This window comes from Klebsiella sp. BIGb0132 (genome assembly GCF_024810075.1).
Lineage (GTDB): Bacteria > Pseudomonadota > Gammaproteobacteria > Enterobacterales > Enterobacteriaceae > Klebsiella > Klebsiella terrigena.
This window is the reverse complement of the sequence record NZ_JANUDW010000004.1, coordinates 211,542-233,326: the sequence shown is the minus strand read 5'-3', so window position 1 is coordinate 233,326 and position 21,785 is coordinate 211,542. Positions and strand designations below refer to the sequence as shown.

At 57.9% G+C, this 21,785-nt stretch carries 16 protein-coding genes; 7 read left to right on the top strand and 9 right to left on the bottom strand.

The window, feature by feature from the left end:
- Positions 1–95 precede the first annotated feature (95 nt).
- Entirely contained in the window at positions 96–1,304 is a 1,209-nt protein-coding gene (locus M2416_RS14400; RefSeq protein ID WP_041143755.1) for an aldose 1-epimerase family protein, read from the top strand.
- A gap of 89 nt (positions 1,305–1,393) precedes the next feature.
- On the opposite strand, the gene M2416_RS14395 is transcribed toward M2416_RS14400, so the two are convergent.
- Together M2416_RS14395 and mpl are read right to left on the bottom strand one after the other, a co-directional pair.
- The gene (locus M2416_RS14395) at positions 1,394–1,915 is read right to left on the bottom strand and encodes a GNAT family N-acetyltransferase (RefSeq protein WP_259225211.1); all 522 of its coding nucleotides are present in this window, start codon (positions 1,913–1,915) and stop codon (positions 1,394–1,396) included.
- Between the two features lie 63 nt (positions 1,916–1,978).
- A complete protein-coding gene (mpl, locus tag M2416_RS14390; protein ID WP_178996144.1) occupies positions 1,979–3,352 on the bottom strand; it encodes a UDP-N-acetylmuramate:L-alanyl-gamma-D-glutamyl-meso-diaminopimelate ligase in 1,374 nt (457 codons plus the stop codon).
- Positions 3,353–3,527: 175 nt separating this feature from the next.
- Between mpl and fbp the strand changes: the two genes are divergently transcribed.
- On the top strand, positions 3,528–4,526 hold the full coding sequence (gene fbp, locus M2416_RS14385; protein ID WP_041143752.1) for a class 1 fructose-bisphosphatase: 999 nt from the start codon (positions 3,528–3,530) through the stop codon (positions 4,524–4,526).
- 43 nt (positions 4,527–4,569) lie between these two features.
- Here fbp and yjfF read toward each other — a convergent pair whose 3' ends face one another.
- The 4 genes from yjfF to ytfQ form a co-directional block, all read right to left on the bottom strand.
- Complete coding sequence (yjfF, locus tag M2416_RS14380) at positions 4,570–5,568, bottom strand: galactofuranose ABC transporter, permease protein YjfF (protein ID WP_041143751.1); 999 nt, start codon at positions 5,566–5,568, stop codon at positions 4,570–4,572.
- Positions 5,555–6,580 (bottom strand): galactofuranose ABC transporter, ATP-binding protein YtfT, encoded by a 1,026-nt coding sequence (gene ytfT, locus M2416_RS14375; RefSeq protein WP_041143750.1) that lies wholly within the window; start codon positions 6,578–6,580, stop codon positions 5,555–5,557. The genes yjfF and ytfT overlap by 14 nt, the downstream gene beginning before the upstream one ends.
- Positions 6,581–6,589: 9 nt before the next feature.
- Entirely contained in the window at positions 6,590–8,092 is a 1,503-nt protein-coding gene (ytfR, locus tag M2416_RS14370; protein ID WP_076947018.1) for a galactofuranose ABC transporter, ATP-binding protein YtfR, read from the bottom strand.
- Between the two features lie 74 nt (positions 8,093–8,166).
- Positions 8,167–9,123: a galactofuranose ABC transporter, galactofuranose-binding protein YtfQ gene (ytfQ, locus tag M2416_RS14365; protein ID WP_076947019.1), complete on the bottom strand. Its 957-nt coding sequence runs from the start codon at positions 9,121–9,123 to the stop codon at positions 8,167–8,169.
- 401 nt (positions 9,124–9,524) lie between these two features.
- Here ytfQ and ppa point away from each other — a divergent pair, with 401 nt between their 5' ends.
- The 3 genes from ppa (at position 9,525) to M2416_RS14350 (ending at position 13,457) form a co-directional block, all read left to right on the top strand.
- Positions 9,525–10,055 carry an inorganic diphosphatase gene (ppa, locus tag M2416_RS14360; protein ID WP_041143747.1) on the top strand — a complete coding sequence of 177 codons (531 nt, stop codon included), beginning with the start codon at positions 9,525–9,527 and terminating at the stop codon, positions 10,053–10,055.
- 236 nt (positions 10,056–10,291) lie between these two features.
- Positions 10,292–11,362: a 7-bladed beta-propeller protein YncE gene (gene yncE / locus M2416_RS14355; protein ID WP_259237011.1), complete on the top strand. Its 1,071-nt coding sequence runs from the start codon at positions 10,292–10,294 to the stop codon at positions 11,360–11,362.
- An 85-nt stretch (positions 11,363–11,447) separates the two neighbouring features.
- Positions 11,448–13,457 carry a TonB-dependent receptor domain-containing protein gene (locus tag M2416_RS14350; protein WP_259225195.1) on the top strand — a complete coding sequence of 670 codons (2,010 nt, stop codon included), beginning with the start codon at positions 11,448–11,450 and terminating at the stop codon, positions 13,455–13,457.
- Positions 13,458–13,504: 47 nt separating this feature from the next.
- Here the strand turns inward: M2416_RS14350 and M2416_RS14345 are convergent, their stop codons facing one another.
- The 3 genes from M2416_RS14345 to tamA are packed head-to-tail and all read right to left on the bottom strand — an operon-like array spanning position 13,505 to position 19,358.
- On the bottom strand, positions 13,505–13,849 hold the full coding sequence (locus tag M2416_RS14345; RefSeq protein WP_041143744.1) for a gamma-glutamylcyclotransferase family protein: 345 nt from the start codon (positions 13,847–13,849) through the stop codon (positions 13,505–13,507).
- A 2-nt stretch (positions 13,850–13,851) separates the two neighbouring features.
- Positions 13,852–17,628, bottom strand: coding sequence for an autotransporter assembly complex protein TamB (gene tamB / locus M2416_RS14340; protein WP_259225189.1), 3,777 nt, complete (start codon positions 17,626–17,628; stop codon positions 13,852–13,854).
- Complete coding sequence (gene tamA / locus M2416_RS14335) at positions 17,625–19,358, bottom strand: autotransporter assembly complex protein TamA (protein WP_259225186.1); 1,734 nt, start codon at positions 19,356–19,358, stop codon at positions 17,625–17,627. The genes tamB and tamA overlap by 4 nt, the downstream gene beginning before the upstream one ends.
- A 210-nt stretch (positions 19,359–19,568) precedes the next feature.
- Between tamA and msrA the strand changes: the two genes are divergently transcribed.
- Positions 19,569–20,207 (top strand): peptide-methionine (S)-S-oxide reductase MsrA, encoded by a 639-nt coding sequence (msrA, locus tag M2416_RS14330; RefSeq protein ID WP_259225185.1) that lies wholly within the window; start codon positions 19,569–19,571, stop codon positions 20,205–20,207.
- A gap of 172 nt (positions 20,208–20,379) precedes the next feature.
- The gene (gene paeA / locus M2416_RS14325; RefSeq protein ID WP_123709884.1) at positions 20,380–21,723 is read left to right on the top strand and encodes a polyamine export protein PaeA; all 1,344 of its coding nucleotides are present in this window, start codon (positions 20,380–20,382) and stop codon (positions 21,721–21,723) included.
- Positions 21,724–21,785 lie beyond the last annotated feature (62 nt).

Here is a 21,785-nt window from a genome sequence, read left to right as displayed (position 1 = left end):
TCTCACCAGGTGAGGCACTTCACATTTTCATCATCCGCTAACTATTAGATTCCTTTCATTGATAACAATATCGATTCAGCAAAAAGGGACGAAAAATGAAAAAAATAGTAGCGTTGACGGCAGTAGCGATGATGATTTCTGGGCAAGTCGCGGCAAAAACCTGGGTGCTGACAAGCGCTGAAAGCAGTACAGAGAAAGGAAACTGGCAGGTAAGCAGCGATCAGCTGAAAATAAAAGATCGCCATTTCAGCATCGAGCAAAAAGTGCTCCACGGCGGCAAGCAGGAGGGGAGTAAAGTTATCGTGATTCGCAGCCAGGACGGCCTGACTATCGCGCTCAGCCCGACTCGCGGCATGAACTTGCTCAAAATCGAAGGTTTCGGCACGCGGATGGGCTGGGACTCGCCGGTCAAAGAGGTGGTGAACCCGGCGTTTATTAATCTGGAAAGCCGCAACGGGCTGGGCTGGCTGGAAGGTTTCAATGAGATGATGGTGCGCTGCGGCTACGAATGGACCGGTCATCCGGTCACCGCCGACGGGCAGATTTACACCCTGCACGGCAAAGCCGGAAACACGCCGGCCTCGCAGGTTGAGGTCGAGGTTGCCGATAGCGCGCCGTATGAAATTCGCATTCGCGGGCTGGTGAAGGAGAGCACCTTCAAGAAGGCCGATCTGCAGACCATGACCGAGCTGCGCTACGTGCCGGGCAGCAACAGCTTCAGCCTGCACGATGTCTTAACCAACCATGCCGATTATCCGCATGATTATCAGATAATCTACCACAGCAATTTCGGTACGCCGATTCTCGAAGAAGGCGCGCGTTTCCTTGCGCCGATGGCCAGCATCAGCCCGTTCAACGACTATGCCAAAGCCGGTTTGAAAACGTGGCAAACCTATGCCGGCCCGACCAAAGACTTTGACGAGATGGTATTTAATATTCAGCCGCTCGCCGATGACCATCACCAAACGCTGGCGGCGGTAGTTAACAAGGCTGGCGATAAAGGCGCGTCAATTCAGTTTGATACCCGCCAGCTGCCGGTCCTGACGCTGTGGAAAAACACCGATAGCCAAAAACAGGGCTATGTTACCGGCATCGAGCCAGGCACCAGCTATGCCTATCCGGTGACCATTGAGCGCGAGCAGAAACGCGTGAAGCAGCTGCAGCCGGGCGCCAGCGCGCAGTTTGATCTGACCTATACCCTGCTGCACAACAATAAACAGGTTGCCGAGGTTGAGCAGAGGATCGCGGCGATCCAGGGCGACGCGAAGGTTGCGGAAAACGACGCGCCGATCGCCAAAGAGTAACCTCCCGGCCGGCGCTGCTCGCGGGCTTACCGCAGAGGCAGCGCCGACACCGCACATCTCCTTCCCGGCGCCAGCGCCGGGATATCGGCTTAGGCCATCACCACCTGGCGCAGCTGCTGCGCAAAGTGCCGGTACTGCGCCTCGTCAATCGCCTGCGGGTAGCTCAACACCATCAGCGCATGATCGGCGATGCCGTAATGATAGGTCGGGTGACGGTGCGGCCACGGGTTGTCGCTAAAGCCCATCGCGGCGTAAAACTGCAGCCGCCGACGGGCAATTTCCGTGGTCAGCGGATCGATCTCGAGGATGGTCAGCGGCGCACGCTTCAGTATTTCCGCCAGCAGGCGCTTGCCGTAACCCCGCGAGCGCAGGCCGTCGTCAATCGCCAGATGTTCAATGTAGCCATAGCCCGCAAACTGCCAGCTGCCGCTCAGCCCGATAAACTCACCGTCATCAAACCACGCCTCCAGCGCATAGTGCGGGTCGCGCAGCGCGCGCTGTTTAGCCAGCGGCTCGCGCTGCTCGTGCCAGGGGAAAGCCTTGACGTACAGCGCGTCGAGCGCGGGAAAGTGCGGCGAATCGATCGAGGTCAGTTTTTCAGAAGTGAGCATGACAAAATCCAGGATGGCAAAAAATCTGCCCTCGCACGGAGGGCAGAGAGACGATCGTCAGAATTACTCCGCCGCAGCCGCCTTGCTGGCCAGCTTATCCAGCAGCTTCTGATGAATGCCGCCGAAGCCGCCGTTGCTCATCACCAGAATGTGGTCGCCCGGATGGGCGGTTTTGATGATCATATCCACCAGCACGTCGACATCGGCGCTCCAGTGGGCGGGCTGCACGCAGGCTTCAGCCACCTCGGCGACCTGCCACGGAATATGCTGCGGCTGCAGCAGGAAGACTTCATCCGCGCGGCCCAGCGACGGCGCCAGATCGTCTTTGCAGACGCCCATTTTCATGGTGTTCGAGCGCGGTTCGAGCACTGCCAGAATGCGGGCGGTGCCGCCAACCTTGCCGCGCAGCGCCTGCAGCGTCGCGAGGATCGCCGTCGGGTGGTGGGCAAAATCGTCGTACACGGTGACGCCGTTCGCTTCGCCGCGCAGCTCAAGGCGGCGGCGGGCGTTGATAAAGCTGCCCAGGGCGTTGGCGGCGTCCGCCGGCACCACGCCGACGTGGCGGGCGGCGGCAATCGCCATCAGGCCGTTGTGCATATTATGCTCGCCAACCAGCGCCCACTTCACTTCCCCGACCTTCTCACCGTCAAGCCAGACTTCCCACTGCGAGGCGTCGGCGTTGAGCTTCTTCGCCTGCCAGTGGCCCTGCTCGCCGACCAGCTCCTGCTCGCTCCAGCAGCCCATCGCCATGGTCTGCTTCAGGTTGATGTCGTTTTCCGGCAGAATAATTTTGCCCTGGCCCGGGACAATGCGCACCAGATGATGGAACTGCTTCTGGATAGCCTTCAGGTCATCAAAGATATCCGCGTGATCGAACTCAAGGTTATTGAGGATCAGGGTTCGCGGGCAGTAGTGAACAAATTTCGAACGCTTATCAAAGAAAGCGCAGTCATATTCATCCGCTTCGATAACAAAGAACGGGCTGCCGCCCAGGCGCGCGGAGACCTCGAAATTACCCGGCACGCCGCCAATCACAAAGCCCGGCTGATAGCCGCAGGCTTCGAGGATCCAGGTTGCCATGCCGGCGGTCGTCGTTTTACCGTGGGTGCCGGCTACCGCCACAACCCAGCGATCGCGCAGGACGAAATCATGCAGCCACTGCGGGCCGGACATGTACGGAATGTTGTTTTCCAGCACCGCTTCGACGCACGGGTTGCCGCGGGTCATCGCGTTACCGATGATCACCAGGTCCGGCCGAGGCTCCAGCTGGCTGGCGTCATATCCTTGAATAAGATCGATCCCCTGATTTTCCAGCAGGGTGCTCATCGGCGGATAGACGTTAGCATCCGACCCCGTTACCTCATGACCGAGGGAACGCGCCAGCATCGCCAGCCCCCCCATAAACGTGCCACAGATACCTAAAATATGAATGCGCATTCGTCACTTCCCTCTTTAATCTGGCGCACATTTTACCCTTATGTTCGGCATCAGAGAAATGCATTTCAGGCGAATCCGTTTTTTGCTGGCGCGATTCACCTGTGCGTATTTTTTTTATTCTTTGTTAAGATTGTTGCGTTCGTTTTACTTCACATAAACATGCAGGGAACGGGTTATGAAAACGTTAGGTGAATTTATTGTCGAAAAGCAGCACGAGTTCTCCCACGCAACCGGCGAGCTAACTGCTTTGTTGTCGGCGATAAAACTAGGCGCCAAGATCATCCACCGCGATATCAACAAGGCCGGTCTGGTCGATATCCTGGGTGCCAGCGGTGCTGAAAACGTGCAGGGCGAGGTGCAGCAAAAACTCGATCTGTTCGCCAATGAAAAATTGAAGGCCGCACTGCGAGCGCGCGATATTGTTGCCGGGATCGCCTCTGAAGAAGAAGACGAAATCGTCGTCTTTGAAGGCTGCGAACACGCAAAATACGTGGTGCTCATGGACCCGCTGGATGGTTCCTCTAACATCGACGTTAACGTCTCTGTCGGGACCATCTTCTCCATCTACCGTCGCATAACCCCGGTCGGCACGCCGGTCACCGTCGAAGATTTCCTGCAGCCGGGCAGTAAACAGGTCGCCGCAGGCTACGTCGTTTACGGCTCCTCCACGATGCTGGTTTATACCACCGGCTGCGGCGTGCACGCCTTCACCTACGATCCTTCTCTTGGCGTATTCTGCCTCTCCCAGGAGCGCATGCGCTTCCCGGAGAAAGGCAATACCTACTCCATCAACGAAGGCAACTACATCAAATTCCCGATGGGTGTGAAGAAGTACATTAAGTTTTGCCAGGAAGAGGATATTGCGACCCAGCGCCCCTATACCTCGCGCTATATCGGCTCACTGGTAGCGGATTTCCACCGCAATCTGCTGAAAGGCGGCATTTATCTCTACCCAAGCACCGCCAGCCACCCGGACGGGAAGCTGCGCCTGCTGTACGAATGCAACCCGATGGCGTTCCTCGCCGAGCAGGCGGGCGGTAAGGCCAGCGACGGTAAAGAGCGTATTCTCGATATCGTCCCGGTTAGCCTGCACCAGCGCCGCTCCTTCTTCGTCGGCAACAACCATATGGTTGAAGACGTCGAAAACCTGATTAAAGAGTTCCCGGACGCGTAACGCTTCTGACTTCCCCTCTCGCCCGGCGAGAGGGGAATTTACGCTAGCGATTCGCCGCCCCGCTCACCCGCGATACCGGCGAGTTCTGGCGGTTTTCCCACAGCACCGTCAGCCCGCGCTGCAGCGCAATAAAGATAAACAGCAGAATGCCGATCGCAATTTTCGTCCACCACGAGCTGAGCGTACCGTCAAAGTTGATGTAGGTCTGAATCAGCCCCTGAATCGCCACGCCGAACAGCGTGCCTAATACCGTGCCGACGCCGCCGCTGAGCAGCGTGCCGCCAATCACCACCGACGCAATCGCGTCCAGCTCAACGCCCACTCCGGCCAGCGCGTAACCGGCCTGGGTATAGATAGAAAAAACGATCCCCGCCAGCGTCGCCAGCCCGGTCGAGAGCATGTAGATGCGGATGGTGGTCCCACGCGTCGAAATGCCCATCAGGTTCGCCGAGACGGCGCTGCCGCCAATGGCGTACACCTGATTGCCAAAGCGGGTGCGGTGAGCCATAAAAATGCCCGCCACCACCACCAGCAGCATCAGCAGCCCCATCGCGCTCAGGCGACCGCCGCCGGGAATGGTCCACGCCAGCCCGGAGAGCGTGTCATACACCGGATGATCGATAGGGATGGACTCTTCAGAGACCAGGTAGCTCACGCCGCGCAGGAAGAACATCCCGGCGAGGGTAATGATAAACGCCGGGATCTTCAGCGTATCGATAAGCCAGCCCATCAGCGCGCCAAACGCACAGCCCATTACCAGCACCAGCGGGAACGCCAGCAGCGGCGTGATCCCCCAGACGCCAATCGCTTTTGCGAGGAACACGCCGGTGAAGGCGATGACCGACCCGACCGACAGGTCGATGCCGCCGGAGAGGATCACGAAGGTCATCCCCACGGCAATAATGCCAAGAAAGGCGTTATCGGTGAGGATATTGCAGATCACCCGCGTCGAGGCGAAGCCGGGAAACTGGGTCAGGCAATAGAGGTAGCCCAGCACGAATACGGCAAGGGTAATCATCAACGGCAGGTTACGTTTTATCACGGCCGCGCACTCCTTTCAGTAAGCTGATAAAGCGCGGCGACTGCACGATCAGTACGCACAGCACCACCACCGCTTTCACTACCTGGTTTAACTCCGGCGGGAAGCCCGACAGCAGGATCCCGGTGTTCATCCCCTGGATAATCAGCGCGCCGATGACCGAGAGCAGCAGGTTAAAGCGCCCGCCCATCAGCGACGCGCCGCCGATCACCACCGCGAGGATGGCGTCCAGCTCCAGCCACAGCCCGGCGTTGTTGGCATCGGCGCCGCGAATATCCGCCGCCACGATGATCCCGGCTATCCCCGCGCACACGCCGCTGAGCACGTAGGCCAGCATCACGACGATGCGGGTGTTGACCCCGGCATTTTTCGCCGCCCGAATGTTGATCCCGACCGCTTCAATAAACATCCCCAGCGCGGTTTTGCGGGTGAACAGCCAGAACAGCAGCAGCGTGGCGGCGGCGATAAGCACCGGCGTCGGCAGCAGCAGCAGCGAGCCGCTGCCGAGCCACGCCAGAGGCGGCGAGTCAAAGGTGACAATCTGCCCGGAGGTAATCAGCTGCGCGACGCCGCGCCCGGCCACCATCAGGATCAGCGTGGCCACGAACGGCTGAATCTTCAGCACCGCCACCAGAATGCCGTTCCATAGCCCGGCCAGCGCGCCCGCCCCCAGCGAGGCCAGCAGCACCACCGGCAGGCTATGCCCGGCAACGGTCATCGAGGCGGCGGTCGCGCCGGCAATCGCCATCACCGCGCCGACCGACAGGTCAATACCGCCGGTAGCGATAACCAGCGTCATGCCAATCGCCAGCAGCGCGACCGGCGCCGCGCGGTTAAGAATATCGATGGGGCTACCGAACAGGCGCCCCTCCTGGAGGACAATCTGGAAAAAGTGCGGCGCCACCAGGCTGTCGACGGCCAGCACCAGCAGTAGCGCAATGATTTGCGGCATACCCTTCGGCCAGCTGAAGCGACGCTTCGTTTGGCCGGTTTGCGGAAGAGATCCTGGCATCATGATTTACTCCTATGCCGCAATTGCGTTCATGATCGCCGGAACGGAGAGCTCCCCGAGCGGGATCTCCGCCACCTGCTTGCGATCGCGCATAATAATGACCCGATCGGCATAGCCCACCAGCTCTTCCAGCTCTGACGAAATGACCAGCAGCGCCAGGCCATCGGCGCACAGGGTTTCAATCAGGCGGATGATCTCGGCGTGGGCGCCGACGTCTATCCCGCGGGTCGGCTCATCGAGGATCAAAAATTGGGGTTTGGTCAGCAGCCAGCGGGAAAGCAGCACCTTCTGCTGATTGCCGCCGGAAAGAAATTCGATCGGCTGCTCGGCGCTGGGGGTGCGGATACCCAGCTGGCGGATAAAGCGTTCGGCAATCTCATTTTGCTCACGCCGGGAAATCGGACGCAGCCAGCCGCGCTGGGCCTGCAGGGCCAGCACGATGTTCTCCCGCACCGACGCCGCGGCGATAATGCCGTCGGTTTTTCGGTCTTCCGGACAAAAGCCGATCCCGAGGCTGGAGGCCTGATGCGGCGAGCGCAGCGTCTGCGGCTTGCCTTTAATCCACGCGTTGCCGCTATCGGCCGGCTTGATGCCAAAAATCACCTCCGCCGTTTCGGTGCGTCCGGAGCCCAACAGCCCCGCCAGGCCGACGATTTCGCCGGGGCGGACCTCGAGGTCGAACGGCGCGATGGTGCCCTTTTTACCAAATCCTTCAAAGGCGGCGATCGGCTTATCGCTCAGCAGGGTGCGGCCCGCACGCTGCAGCGCGTTATGCTCCAGCTCGCGGCCCAGCATCATTTTCACCAGCTCAATCTGCGGCAGTTCGCGGGTTTCCCGGCAGCCGACGAAACCGCCGTTGCGCAGGACGGTGATCCGATCGCTCACGGCATACACCTGATCGAGAAAGTGGGTAACAAAAATCAGGCTGACGCCGCTATCGCGCAGCTGGCGCATCAGGGTGAAGAGCATCTCCACCTCCTGGGTATCCAGGCTGGCGGTAGGCTCATCGAGGATCAGCACTTTGGCCGACAGGTCGATGGCGCGGCAGATAGCGACAATCTGCTGCATCGCCACGGAAAAGCGGTTAAGCGGTTCACGCACGTCGAGGGAGAAGCCGTAGGAGGCCATCAGATCGGTGGCGCGCTTTTCCATCTCTTTGCGCCGCAGCAGGCCAAAGCGGCGGGGCTCGCGGCCGATAAACAGATTGTCCGCCACCGACATATTCGGCAGCAGGTTCACTTCCTGGTAGACGGTACCGATGCCCAGCTGCTGCGCGTGGGCGGTATTTTTCGGCGCAATGGTCTGGCCCTCAAGCCAGATAGTGCCGCGATCGGCGTGATAAACGCCGGTGAGCGCTTTGATCAGGGTCGATTTCCCCGCGCCGTTTTCACCCAGCAGGGCCATTATCTCACCGCGCCGCAGGCTGAAATCGACGTTATCCAGCGCCTTAACGCCGGGGAAAAATTTGCTCAGTCCCTCGGTACGAAGGATCTCCTGGTGTACATCGCCGTTCATGGTTTCCCCTCCCCTAACCCTCTCCCCACCGGGGAGAGGGGACTAAACCGAGCGTCCTGATGGCCTACGCTCACTCAATAGCCCATGTTTTTCTTCTTCTCTAACTCTTCTTTCGCTGTATCCGGCAGGTAGAGCGTCGATTTGGTAATGGTCAGCTTCTCAGGCAGGGTGCCGTCTTTCTTGAATTTCTCCAGCGCATCAAACGCCGGCCCGGCCATGTTTGGCGTCAGCTCGACGCTGGCGTTAGCTTCGCCGGCGATCATCGCTTTGTAGATATCCGGTACGCCGTCAATCGAGCCGGTCAGAATATCTTTGCCCGGCTTCAGCCCGGCCTCTTTAATTGCCTGGATGGCGCCGATGACCATGTCGTCGTTATGGGCGTAAACCATGCAGATGTTCTTGCCGTTGTTTTCCGCTTTGATAAAGCTCTCCATAACCTCTTTCCCCTTACTGCGGGTAAAGTCGCCGGACTGAGAGCGGATAATCTTGATGTTCGATGCTTTAGCGATGGCCTCAGCGAAGCCTTTTTTGCGGTCAATGGCGACGCTGGCCCCGACGGTGCCCTGCAGCTCAACGACGTTGCACGGCTTGCCGTCGACGGTTTTCACCAGCCAGTCGCCAATCAGCTGGCCTTCCAGCACGTTATTGGCGGTGACGGTGGTCATGTAGAGATCTTTGTCTTTTACATCAATAGAGCGGTCGAGCAGGAATACCGGAATTTTGGCCTCTTTGGCCTCTTTCAGCACCGGCTCCCAGCCCGTCGCCACCACCGGGGCGATAAAGATGGCGTCGACGCCCTGCGCAATGAAGGAGCGCACGGCTTTAATCTGGTTCTCCTGCTTTTGCTGGCCGTCGGCAATCTTCAGAGTAATACCGCGCTTAGCGGCCTCCTCCTTCGCAACGCTGGTTTCGGCCGCACGCCAGCCGGATTCAGACCCGACCTGCGAAAATCCTACGGTCAGAGGGGCAGCTATGGCCATAGATGACATAGCTGCGGAAACTGCTGTGACAAGAAGTAAGCGCTTCCACATAAGGCGATCCTCGTAGGGTTATTGTTAGTAAGATTGTTATCTGCGGACAAACTATAGACAATCAGAGATGTAACTGAATGCGTTACATCACACTTCGAAAAAGTAAACTAAATGTTAATTCATGCCGTTTAAGGCAGCTTAGAGCGGATAAGGCTTTCGCAGCGATGCCTCCATCGCCGCGGATGGCGAAATTTTTAGCACTTTGATAAATCAATCATATGCAATGTAAACGGTTACATAAATTTATTCAGGATGTGGCTATGTTTATGGATTTTCAGGTTGTTTTGCGATGAAAAATGACGCCATCTTTCCGCCACCGGAAACAAAAGAAGCGAAGACATTCGATGTGAGTTGGCTATAATACCGGGCACTTGTTTGCTATACATTTTAAAGGAACAGACATGAGCTTACTCAACGTACCTGCGGGTAAAGATCTGCCGGAAGATATCTACGTCGTTATCGAGATCCCGGCGAACGCAGACCCAATCAAATACGAAGTCGACAAAGAGAGCGGTGCACTGTTCGTTGACCGCTTCATGTCCACCGCGATGTTCTATCCGTGCAACTACGGCTACATCAACCACACCCTGTCTCTGGACGGTGACCCGGTAGACGTGCTGGTCCCGACTCCGTATCCGCTGGAGCCAGGCTCAGTGATCCGCTGCCGTCCGGTTGGCGTGCTGAAGATGACCGACGAATCCGGTGAAGATGCCAAACTGGTTGCGGTACCGCACACCAAGCTGAGCAAAGAGTACGATCACATCAACGACGTGAACGACCTGCCGGAACTGCTGAAAGCGCAGATCACCCACTTCTTCGAGCACTACAAAGATCTGGAAAAAGGCAAGTGGGTTAAAGTTGACGGTTGGGACAATGCTGCTGCAGCGAAAGCTGAAATCATTGCTTCCTTCGAGCGCGCTGCGAAGAACTAAGTTCGCCTCTGCGTGAAGCCAGACCCTGAACGCCGGCTGCCGGCTAGTAAGGGTTTTTTTATGTCCGCTGTTCACCCCTGCCCGTTTATTTCCCCCCTTTCTCCCGCCCGGCGGACAAACCTGCTGCCAGACTTACGCCTACCAGAATAGGAAGTCGGCCGGTCACATTTGCAATTGCGAATGGAATTAAAAATCATTATCATTTTCAATTCGTAAATAAATGTGAATAAACGTCAATGAACCTCCACAATGTGAAGATCCTAAAGCTCTGTTCCGGCATGGCGCTGACCGCGGCCCTGCTACTGACCGGCCTGACCGCAACGGCCGCCGCGCTTCCTGAGAAAGATTTCCTGACTCGTGATGTGGGTCATGGCGTCTATGAGCTGGCGGTAGACGCGCAGCAGCATGCGCTGTTCGCTGCCTCCGCCCCCTCGTTTGATAAAGACAAAACGACGGGGCAGATTTACAAGCTGGACCTGGAAAGCCTCACCACCGTTGAAGTCATCAAAACCAGCCGGCGGGCGTTTGCCACCGCGCTGGATGAGGTGAACCATGTCCTGTACGTCGGCAATACCCTCGAAGGCTCGGTCACGCTGGTCGATACCCGCAGCGGCAAGGAGCTGGCGGTGCTGCAGCTCAGCGAGGCGAGCGACCCGAAAGCGATTATCCATACGCGCGAAATGGTCCTCGATAAGCAGAACCACCGCCTGTACGTCTCCGGCGTCGCGGAGAAGGGCGTTGTCTGGGTGGTCGATACCGCTAAGCGGGCGAAGATTGCGACCATCAGCGAGATGGGCGAATACCCAACCGGCATGGCGGTCGATCCGCTAAAAAACCGGCTCTACGTGGTGAACGGCAGAAATGGCCTGATCGTCATCGATACCACCAGCAATAAAATTATCGACCGCTTTACCGTCGCCGCGGATAAAAAGCGCTTTTTCCTTAATATCGCCGTGGATGCCAAAAATAGCCGCGCCTTTATTACCGACCCGGATTTACCCAATGTATTAGTGGTCGATATTGGTAACGGTAACGTCCTTTCTAAAATTGACGTGATTAACTCCCTGGCCGTTATTTATAACGAGAAGCGTCAGGAGGTTTATATTACCCACCGCAACGCCAAACTGATAACCATCGCCGACAGCGAAACCGGCAAGGTAAAACAAAGCATTCAAACTACCGCCCTGCCCAATAGTCTTGCGCTTTCCGCCGATGCCAACACGCTGTACGTCAGCATTAAACAGCCCGAAGAGCTGATGGGTAAAAAGCCTGACTACGTGATGAAAATCGACCTGACTCAATACTAATCCTCATCACGCATTATTTTTCACCTTGTGGCGGCGCACCGTCACGAGGTGATGTCGTTATTTTCTCTTTGCAGGTGTCTATATTATGAAAACGCGTCAACTGATTACCCTTACGGGGATCGTCGCCCTATCCGGCGGGGTTATTTTGCCCTCTCAGGCGGAAGAACTCAGCGAAACCTCGCGCAGCGGCGAAGATCAAATGGTGGTGACCGCCACCGGCTTTGCGCAGGAAAAGCGTGAAGCGCCGGCGACCATCTCGACGATCGATCGTAAAACGCTGGATGTTCAGCCCGATCGCAACGTCGGCGAGGCGATAAAAAATCTCCCCGGCGTGTCGGTGTCGAGCGGCAGCGAAATATCTTCGGGCAGCATCATGATGCGCGGCATGGACCCTTCCTACACCGCCTTCATGGTGAACAGCGTCAAGCAGAATACCGGCGAATCTCGCCCCTATGGCCAGGACCTCGGCACCGAAGCCAGCTTCCTGCCGCCAATGGAGGCGATTGAGCGTATTGAGGTAATTCGCGGCCCGATGTCCTCCCTCTACGGCTCAGACGCCATCGGCGGGGTGGTGAACGTCATCACCAAAAAGCCTTACGGCGTGAAGGAGTGGACCGGCGCCCTGGCCGCCAACACCTGGCTCCAGGAGCACCGTGATTTTGGCAATACCAGCCAGATGAATCTGTTCACCATGGGTCCGCTGATCCCCGACGTCCTCGGCCTGAGCCTCGCGGCCGACTGGCTGGATCGTCGCGATGACGAACGCGAAAACTACTTCGGCAAGCACAACCGCAAGTCCCTCGATATGACGCTCGGCCTGGCCGCCAGCGAGAACAACCTCTTTGACCTGAACGTGGTCACCGGCGAGCAGGAGAAAAATCGGACCTGGCAGCGCGGCACGCCCTGGACGTGGCGCTTCGACCGCGACGCCTTAACCCTGACGCACTCCGGCTGGTATGCCGACGATACCGTCGCCACCACCAACTACATTAATTATGAAAAGGGCCGCTCAAAGTACGTCTATGACGGGCAAACGCCGCAATACGTGCAGACGGAAAACTACGTTGCCAACAGCCAGACAACCCTGAGCCTGGATAGCCACAAGCTGACCGTGGGCGCGAACTTTACCCGCGAAGAGCTGAATGACCGCTTTGATGTCGCCAACAAAACCCTGCCGGGCTCCACGCCGGTCACCAAAGTGAGCCGCAACGGCTGGGCGCTGTTTGCCGAAGACGGCTGGACCCTCGGCGATTTCATCCTGACCACCTCAGGGCGCCTCGATCGCGATGATAACTTTGGTACCCACGTCACGCCTAAGCTGTACGGCAACTGGGCGTTTAGCGACGCATGGGCGCTGAAGGGCGGGGTCTCTGCAGGCTATAAAAAACCGGAGCTGCGCGCCACCTCCAGCGATTTTATTACGCCGCACGGCTCAACCGTACCCTATCCCTTCCTGACGGTCGGGAACGACGACCTGAAGCCGGAGAAAAGCGTTAACTCCGAGCTCGGCCTGTACTGGACGGGCAGCGCCCTGGCGCTTGACGGCACGGTCTTCTATACCCAGTTCAAAGATAAAATTACCGAGCAGAACATCTGCGAAACCACGGCCACCAACCAGTGCTCCGTTAACGGCTACAAAGCAGACTCAATCGACAAGTACTTTAACGTCAGCAAAGCGGACGTCTACGGCGTCGAGCTCAACGCTGACTGGCAGATTAGCGCCGATATCAAGGCTAACGCCAACTACACCTACAACCACAGCGAGCAGAAAAGCGGGGCGGAAAAAGGCTATGCCCTGAACGACTACCCGCGCCATATGGCCAATCTGTCGCTCAGTTGGGCGGCAACGCAGAGTCTGGACGCCTGGAGTACGGTGAACTATCGCAGCAGCAACCGCGATAGCGGCAGCCACAACGAGTATGAGGCCTATACGATGGTGGATGTCGGCCTGCGCTATCGTGTCAACAAAAACGCGCAGCTGCTGGCGGGGATCTATAACCTGTTTGATGCCGACCCTAAACGCACCACCTCGTGGGGCGAGTACGGTCAGATAGAGGGTCGACGCTATAACCTCGGCGCGCGCGTCGAGTTCTGATTAGCGGCCACAAAAAACAGCGCCACCCGAGGGTGGCGTTGTCGTTTTTAATACTGGTCTCTGTCTAACCAGTTACCGCTCTCTATCCGCGTAAATCCCTCAACCGGGCGCTGATAGACATACATCCATGCGCCGCCATACGGCGTCTGGATAAGATGGCGCGCGTATTCGCCGCCTTTGGTACGCAGAGCATCCAGTTCGGCCAGCGTCGATGCGTCAATACGATAGACTTCACCATGTACCGTGCCTTCACCGGGCACCGCGCCTGGATAGTGGCCCAGGCTGTACAGCTGATAATCGTTGACACTATGAGCGCCCAGCCACTGAGCGTTGGTCATCCAGTGGCTGTTGCCTTGTTTGCGTCGTAAACTGCCGTAAACAAATATTCGCATTGCTAAAACTCAAACTGATAGAGCAAATCGAGAGCCTGGTCTACGCCAGACACCGCTTCCATATATAGCTTCGGCATCAGGCGATAGCGTAATGTCAGCGTCGCCAGGGAGTCGAAGATACCGACTCCGTATTTTACCTGCAGACCCGGCAGCACGTAGCCGCTGACTACCACCTGGGAAGAGTCGCCTACCCCCTCGGTATCCAGCGCCAGATTGCTTACGCCAAACGTCTCGCCGATTTTACCCACAACCTGACCACTTTGTGCAACCCCCAGGCCAATAAGCATTGACGTCATTGCCGCGCTATCGCTCTGCCCGCTGCTCAATCCCTGGCCGCGCAGCAGATAAGAAAGCGCTTCCTGCTGCGACATGACCGGGTCGGAGAAGATCTCCGCCCGCGGCTGGTCGGCCGAGCCGGTGACGCGAACGCCGGCAATTACGTCGTCTTCTGTGGCATCCGGGTTGCGAATGGCTTCGATATTCAGCGAAGGCTGATCCGGCGGACCGGAGAACAGCAGCTCGCCTTTGCGGACGATCAGATCCTGACCGTAGGCGTGGAAGCGCCCTTCAGGAATATTGATCTGCCCGTTGAGGCCCAGACCCTGTTTATCCTGAGCAACTTTTAAATCGCCGGTCAGGCGCGCCTTCAGGCCAAACGCGCTGAGGCGAACGTTGTTACCGACGTGGATAGTCAGGTTGCTGTTGATCGGGATACCGGCGCTCTGCGGCTTAATCGGCTGCAGGGAGTCGTTCAGCATCACCTCATCGGAAGAGACGCCGACCGCGCTCTCCGGCACGTCGTTAACCACAATACGCGCCCACGGAATATCGACGCTACCGTCAAGATTAAACAAGCTCGGCGTCGCGGTAAAGACCACGTCCGGCGAAACGTCCAGCCGCACCATCGGCGGTACCGTAATGCGCACCCGGTTGCCCTTCGCCGCAATCTGCGCGCGCCAGTTGTCTATCTGGGTCCAGTCGGCGTTCCCGTTCAGGCTAATCTGCCCCTGACGCGTATTCACCGTTCCCTGCAGCGTCGAGCGGGTGCCGTTAAAGTTCATCGCCAGCTGGCTCGGCTGCATATCGAACGGCATAAAGTTACCGTCAATATCCACGCCGTTGAGCTGCATCTGACCAAACAGCTGCGGGTTTTTCACATCGCCGCCGAGGCGCAGGTTGGCGTTAAGCCGCCCTTCCGCCTTTTCCCCGCGCGAGAAGATCGGATTAATCATCGCCAGCGAGAAGTTATTGATGTTGATATTGCCGCCGAGATTGCGTCGGCCCTGCGGGTCGGTGACCTGAACCTGCCCGTCAAGCTGACCGTTATTGGTCAGGCGGATCAGCCAGCCGAGCTGCGCGCGGTTGTTGTGCAGATCGGCGGTGAGGTTCAGGGTATCGAAAGCCACCGGCAGCGGCGCATCGTTGACCGTCTGGGTCACCTTCACGTTGCGCCCGCTCAGCGTCACCTTGCCCTGCGGCAGCCCCTCTTTGGTGGTGTCCCAGCTCACGTCGGCATTACCGCTAAATACGCCGCTGGCCTGGGTGGCTTGCGGCATAAACGGCTTGAGCATCGCGAGGTCGAAACGGTTGAGGTTGACGACCGCCCGTCCGCTCGCACCCGCATCGATCGTCTGCGGCACGCAAAGCTCGGCGTTCGGGTTGGCCCAGCAGTGCGGCCCAATGCTGATTTTCTGCTCGCGGTTACGGTAGTCCAGCGCGATATTACGCGTCAGCGAAACCGGGCCCACCGGCGTCTGGAAGCGGGTATTGCTCAGCGTTCCTCTCCAGCGCTCCTCTTTGCGGTCAAAGCTCCCCGCCAGCGACAGCTGGCCGGATACCGGGTCGCCCTGCACCCTAAGCTGCAGGTCATGCTGCTTCTCATTCCCCTTCGCATTGAGCTGCACCAGGCTGATATTGACGCCCGGCTGGCTGATACGATCGATACGCACGTCGAGGTTGCCGCCGATCTGATCGCTGGATTTCACGTCGCCTTTGACGTTAACCTGGGCGATCGACAGCTCCTGCCAGCGCAGGGCGCGGGCGGTGATATCCGCCAGCAGCTGCGGCGCCTCCACGGTGCCGCGCACCTTCACCAGCCCTTTCGCCGTTCCGCCAAGGCCCGGCAGGGCGTTGTCGAGATGCGGGGCATCAATGGTGGCGTCGAGATCGAGATCTTTAACCCCCAGCTCGCCTTTCACATCGGCGCTGTTGGGACCTAACGCCAGGTGCAGGCCGGGAATTTTCCACTGCATATAGCTATTGCCCTGCAGGGAACCGCTGACATCAACCTTATTCTGCTTCACGTTACCGGTGATTTTCAGCTCCGGCACCGACATCTGCCAGCTGCCGCCGTAGAGGCTGCCCTGGGTTTTGATCAGACCGTTGAGCTTCGAAGGCCAGTCCGGAACCTCTTTGGCGGTGTTAATGCCGTCGAGGGTCAGCTCGCCGCGCCAGCTAATCGCCTGCTGCCAGTCGAGCAGCGCCTTTAGCTCGGTTTTCCCTTCCAGCGCGGCGACGGTCAGCTTATCAATATTCACCTGCTGTTCGTTGCCCTTCGCATTGAGGCTGATTTTCGCCGGCGGCAGGGATTGCCCCTTCACCGCGGTACTCATCGCCAGGGCGTAGTCGGTCATCTTGCCGCTGAACGTCAGCTGCAGATCGTCGGCCTGGAACTGCTTTTCCCCGCTAAACGGCCAATAGAGCTGTTTACTTTTCAGTTCCATATTGAGCGGCAGCCCGGCTTCCGCCAGCTGCGTTTCAGCGCGCAGCGTCATCGCCACCGGGCCGGCTAAATCAACGCCAACCGTCAGCTTTTTACGCATCTCGCCGCCGACCTTCAGCTGGACCTTCTCGCCCTTGAGCGGGTCAATATTCAGCGCGCCGTTGAGGGTGATATCCACCGGCCAGCTGTCCTGCAGCTGCGCGCTGCCCGAGGCGGTGACTTTGCCCTGATCGGAATCGACATCCAGCGTATCGAGCTTCATCTGCCCGTCAATGCTGCTGACCTTCAGCAGCAGGCTGTAGATGGTCATATCGGTATCGCCGGTGATCCGCAGCTGCTCGCCGCGGAACTCCTCGATATTGAGGTTGAGCGGCAGGTGGACGTCGGCCATTTCCGGGAGCACCGGCTTCTCAAACAGCGCCTTCATCGTCTCGCCGAGCGGTTTCTCTTCCGGCTGCGGATTCTCTATCTTCGGCTCAACGATCTGCTCCTGCGCCACCTTCGCGACTTTCGGCAGCGCGATAAGCAGCCCCTGCAGCGACGTCGGCGTCAGGGTCAGGTTTTTCTCCTGCCAGCGCAGGCCGGTGGAGAAGTCGCGCACCGAGACGGCGGTATCATCAATTTTGACGTTAACGTTTTGCAGCGCGACGCGGCTCAGGGTGATGGGATACGGCGTGGAGAGATTCAGCGGCCCCGTATCTTCCTCTTCTGCCGGCGCGGAAGGCGGCATTTTTGCGGTATCGATAGCGACGTAGATATCGCGCAGCGAAATATCGTTAACGCACAGGCTGCTGTCCCACAGGCAGCGTAATTTGACCGCAAGGTGGAACTGACCGGCGGTCACCGCTACGCCCGGCTGGGCAAAGCGCACGTTCTCCAGCGTCAGGTCACGCCAGCCGCCGGTGACCTTGCCGATCTCCAGGCCAGGTACCCAGCGGTCCGCCGCCTTCAGCACCAGGTGCAGGCCGCTGGTGGTGCCGACCAGGAAGCCAACCGTGCCCAGCAGCAGGACCAGAAAGAGCATGATCCCGAGGCTTATCTTCTTCCATAAACTCATAATTCAGGCCCCAGACCGATGTAAAACTGTAAACCGTGTTCGTCTTTATCGCCGACCGGGGCGGCGATATCCAGCTTGATCGGGCCGACCGGCGACTGCCAGCGCACGCCAACGCCGGCGCCGGTTTTGAAGTCGCTTCTGCGGATATCGCTGACCGCTTCACCGCCGTCGACAAACATCGCGCCCCACCATTTTCCGCTGACGTTGTACTGGTACTCCAGCGAGCCGGTGGCCAGCTTCGATGCACCAATCAGCTTGCCATCATCGTCTTTTGGCGAGATAGATTTGTATTTGTAGCCGCGAATGCTGCGGTCACCCCCGGCGAAGAAGCGCAGATCCGGCGGGACCTTGTCGAAATTATCGGCCTCAATCCAGCCGAGGTTACCGCGCACCACAAAACGGTGGCGATCGTAGAGGGTGCGGATCCACACTTCCTGCGCCTGGGCGACGACAAAGTTAATGTCCGAGCCCCACATGGTGTTGGAGTAGTCCACCGAATAGCGCTGGGAATCGCCCCAGGTCGGCATCAGGCCGCCCCGCGAGCGGGTGCGGTTAACCGATACCCCGGGATAAATCAGCATGGTGGTATTGGTGACGTTAGCCTGGGTAAAGTGATCGAGGCTCCAGCGCAGGTTGATCGCGCGCTGCCAGCCGCTCGACATCTCCCAGAAACGCGACGCCCCGAGGGTGGTGGAGTCGGCTTTGGTATCGTTGAGATCCGTGCGCTTAAAGCCGCCCTGCATCAGGTAATACTGCTCCAGCGGGCTTTTCAGCAGCGGGACCTTATAGCTGAAATCAACCTGCTGCTCCGGCGCGGAGAGGCTGAGGCTGGAGGTCAGGCTGTGGCCGTAGGAGTTCATCCACGGCTTTCTCCACGTCGCCTTCACCCGCGGCCCGACGTCGGTCGAATAGCCGACACCGGTTTCGACGGTATTCTCTTTGCGCGGTGCGACGACGCCCTTCAGGGGCAGAACTTTCGTTTTTCTGGATTTTTCAAACTCCGGCGCGACCACCACCGAGCTGAACCAGCCGGTGGCCGCCAGGCGGCGGTTTAGCTCCGCCAGATCCTCGGAGGTGTACTCATCTCCCTGCTTAAACGGCACCAGATTTTGCAGATATTCGTCGCGGATCTGCGATCCGCTGAAGGTCACGGCGCCGAAGCGATAGCGCTCGCCGCTGTTGTAATCGATATCCCAGAAGGCCTGATGACGATCGAGAGAGACCCCGAGCTGGCTTTTATTGAATTCACTATCAAAGTAGCCTTTGCGCAGCGCAACGCGGGTCAATGAGCTTTTAAAACCGTCGTAATCGCCGTGGTTCAACACGGTGCCGATGGCCGGACGCGTTTTTAACAAATCCAGATAGTCACGGTCGGTTCGCGCGCCGCCGCGCAGGATCACGTCGGTGCCGCCAATACGCACCGGTTCGCCGGGCGTCACTTTGGCGATCAGCACCTGCCGCCCTTTTGCTGGCGGCGGACGTAAATCAAAATCGATCGTCGGTTCGTAGTAACCTAGCGCTTTTAGGCCTTCACGGATGGCATCATCAACGCGCGCGCGAAAGCGGCGATCCGGCGTGACTTCATCGCTTTGGATCGTCGACAGCCGGGCACGGACGTTTTTTTGCAGCTCCCCGGATAGCCCCTCAACCTGCAAACGCACGCTCGCGGCGCTAGCGACCCCGCTGACCAGCAAAAGGCTGGTGACACATAACTGGCGGATTTGTAGCACGTTTTCTCCTGAATATCCTTGTTTCCCCCCGAAGGAAACGAAAGCGCCGTTCCACGGCTTAACAAAACCCTAACAACTAAGGGTTGAAAAAGTGACGATAACCCAAATAATTCTTATGTTTAAATACAGACGTACCGATCGTGTTTATTGTGTAAAAAGACACGCATCGTTACAACCTTAACTACGACTTATGTTTCAGAGAGGCCAACCGTGAGTCTATTTGATAAAACGCATCTTGTCGCCCAGGCGGATGCGCTACCCGGACGCAACACCCCCATGCCGGTGGCAACGCTTCACGCCGTCAATGGCCACTCCATGACTAACGTTCCTGCGGGAATGGAAGTTGCGCTGCTGGCGATGGGCTGCTTTTGGGGAGTTGAGCGCCTGTTCTGGCAGCTGCCTGGCGTTTACAGCACCGCCGCAGGCTACACCGGCGGCTACACCCCTAACCCCACCTACCGCGAAGTTTGTTCCGGCGACACCGGCCACGCCGAGGCCGTACGCATCGTGTATGACCCGCAGGTCGTCAGCTATGAGCAGCTGCTGCAGGTATTCTGGGAAAACCACGACCCGGCTCAGGGAATGCAGCAGGGCAACGATCGCGGTACCCAGTATCATTCGGCCATCTATCCGCTGACGCCGGAGCAGGATGCGGCCGCCAAAGCCAGCCTGGCGCGCTTTCAGGCGGCGATGCGCGACGCCAACGACCCGCGGCAGATCACTACTGAGATAGCCACGGCGAAGCCGTTCTACTATGCTGAAGACGACCACCAGCAGTATCTGCATAAAAATCCGTACGGATACTGCGGGATCGGCGGGATCGGCGTATGCCTGCCGCCACAGGCCTGATAGTGAATATTACCGGGGCGCGCAATTAACGCTCTGGCGGCTTTACAGTACCTTACGCTATACTAGCCTGTGTTGTAGCCGGTCCAGTGCCTTCGGACCGGTTTTTTATGTATTCCACATTAGAGTTATCAACTTCCCTTCCGAGGATCTGGCCTCAACGGCTAGATAAACTATGTTAAACAGTATTTTAGTAATACTTTGTCTGATTGCCGTCAGCGCATTTTTTTCGATATCCGAAATCTCGCTGGCCGCCTCACGTAAAATCAAACTCAAACTGCTGGCCGATGATGGCAACCTGAACGCTCAGCGCGTTCTCAAAATGCAGGAAAACCCCGGGATGTTCTTCACCGTTGTGCAAATCGGTCTGAACGCGGTGGCGATTCTCGGCGGTATCGTCGGCGATGCGGCATTCTCACCGGCCTTCAACAGCCTGCTAAGCCGCTATATGTCGCCGGAACTCTCCGAGCAGCTCAGCTTTATTATCTCTTTTACTCTGGTCACCAGCCTGTTCATCCTGTTTGCTGACCTGACCCCGAAACGCATCGGTATGATTGCGCCAGAAGCAGTGGCTTTGCGCATCATCAACCCGATGCGCTTCTGCCTGACGGTGTTCCGCCCGCTGGTGTGGCTATTCAACGGCATGGCCAACAATATTTTCCGCCTGTTCAAAATACCGATGGTGCGTAAAGACGACATCACCTCCGACGATATTTACGCGGTCGTTGAGGCCGGCGCGCTGGCCGGCGTGCTGCGTAAGCAGGAGCATGAGCTGATTGAGAACGTGTTCGAGCTGGAATCGCGTACCGTTCCGTCGTCGATGACCTCGCGTGAAAATGTTATCTGGTTCGATCTCCACGAAGACGAGCAGAGCCTGAAGAACAAGGTTGCGGAGCATCCGCACTCCAAGTTCCTGGTCTGTAACGAAGATATCGACCATATCATCGGCTACGTGGACTCCAAGGATCTGCTGAATCGCGTACTGGCGAATCAAAGCCTGGTGCTGACCGGCGGCGTGCAGATCCGCAATACGCTGATTGTCCCCGATACCCTGACGCTCTCCGAAGCGCTGGAAAGCTTCAAAACCGCCGGCGAAGACTTTGCGGTCATCATGAATGAATATGCGCTGGTGGTGGGGATTATTACCCTTAACGACGTCATGACCACCCTGATGGGCGATCTGGTTGGCCAGGGGCTGGAGGAGCAGATCGTCGCCCGCGATGAGAACTCGTGGCTGATTGACGGCGGTACGCCGATTGATGACGTGATGCGCGTGCTCGATATCGACGATTTCCCGCAGTCCGGCAACTATGAAACCATCGGCGGCTTTATGATGTTTATGCTGCGCAAAATCCCCAAGCGCACCGACGCGGTGAAATTCTCAGGCTACAAGTTTGAGGTGGTGGACATCGATAACTACCGCATCGATCAGCTGCTGGTCACCCGCATCGATAACAAGCCGACGGTGCTGGTACCGAAGCAGTCGGAAACGATGACAGGCGAAAAAGAGTCGGCATAATCGCCGCCTTCAGAAACACTAACGGCTCCCATCAGGAGCCGTTTTTCTTACCGTACAGCTAT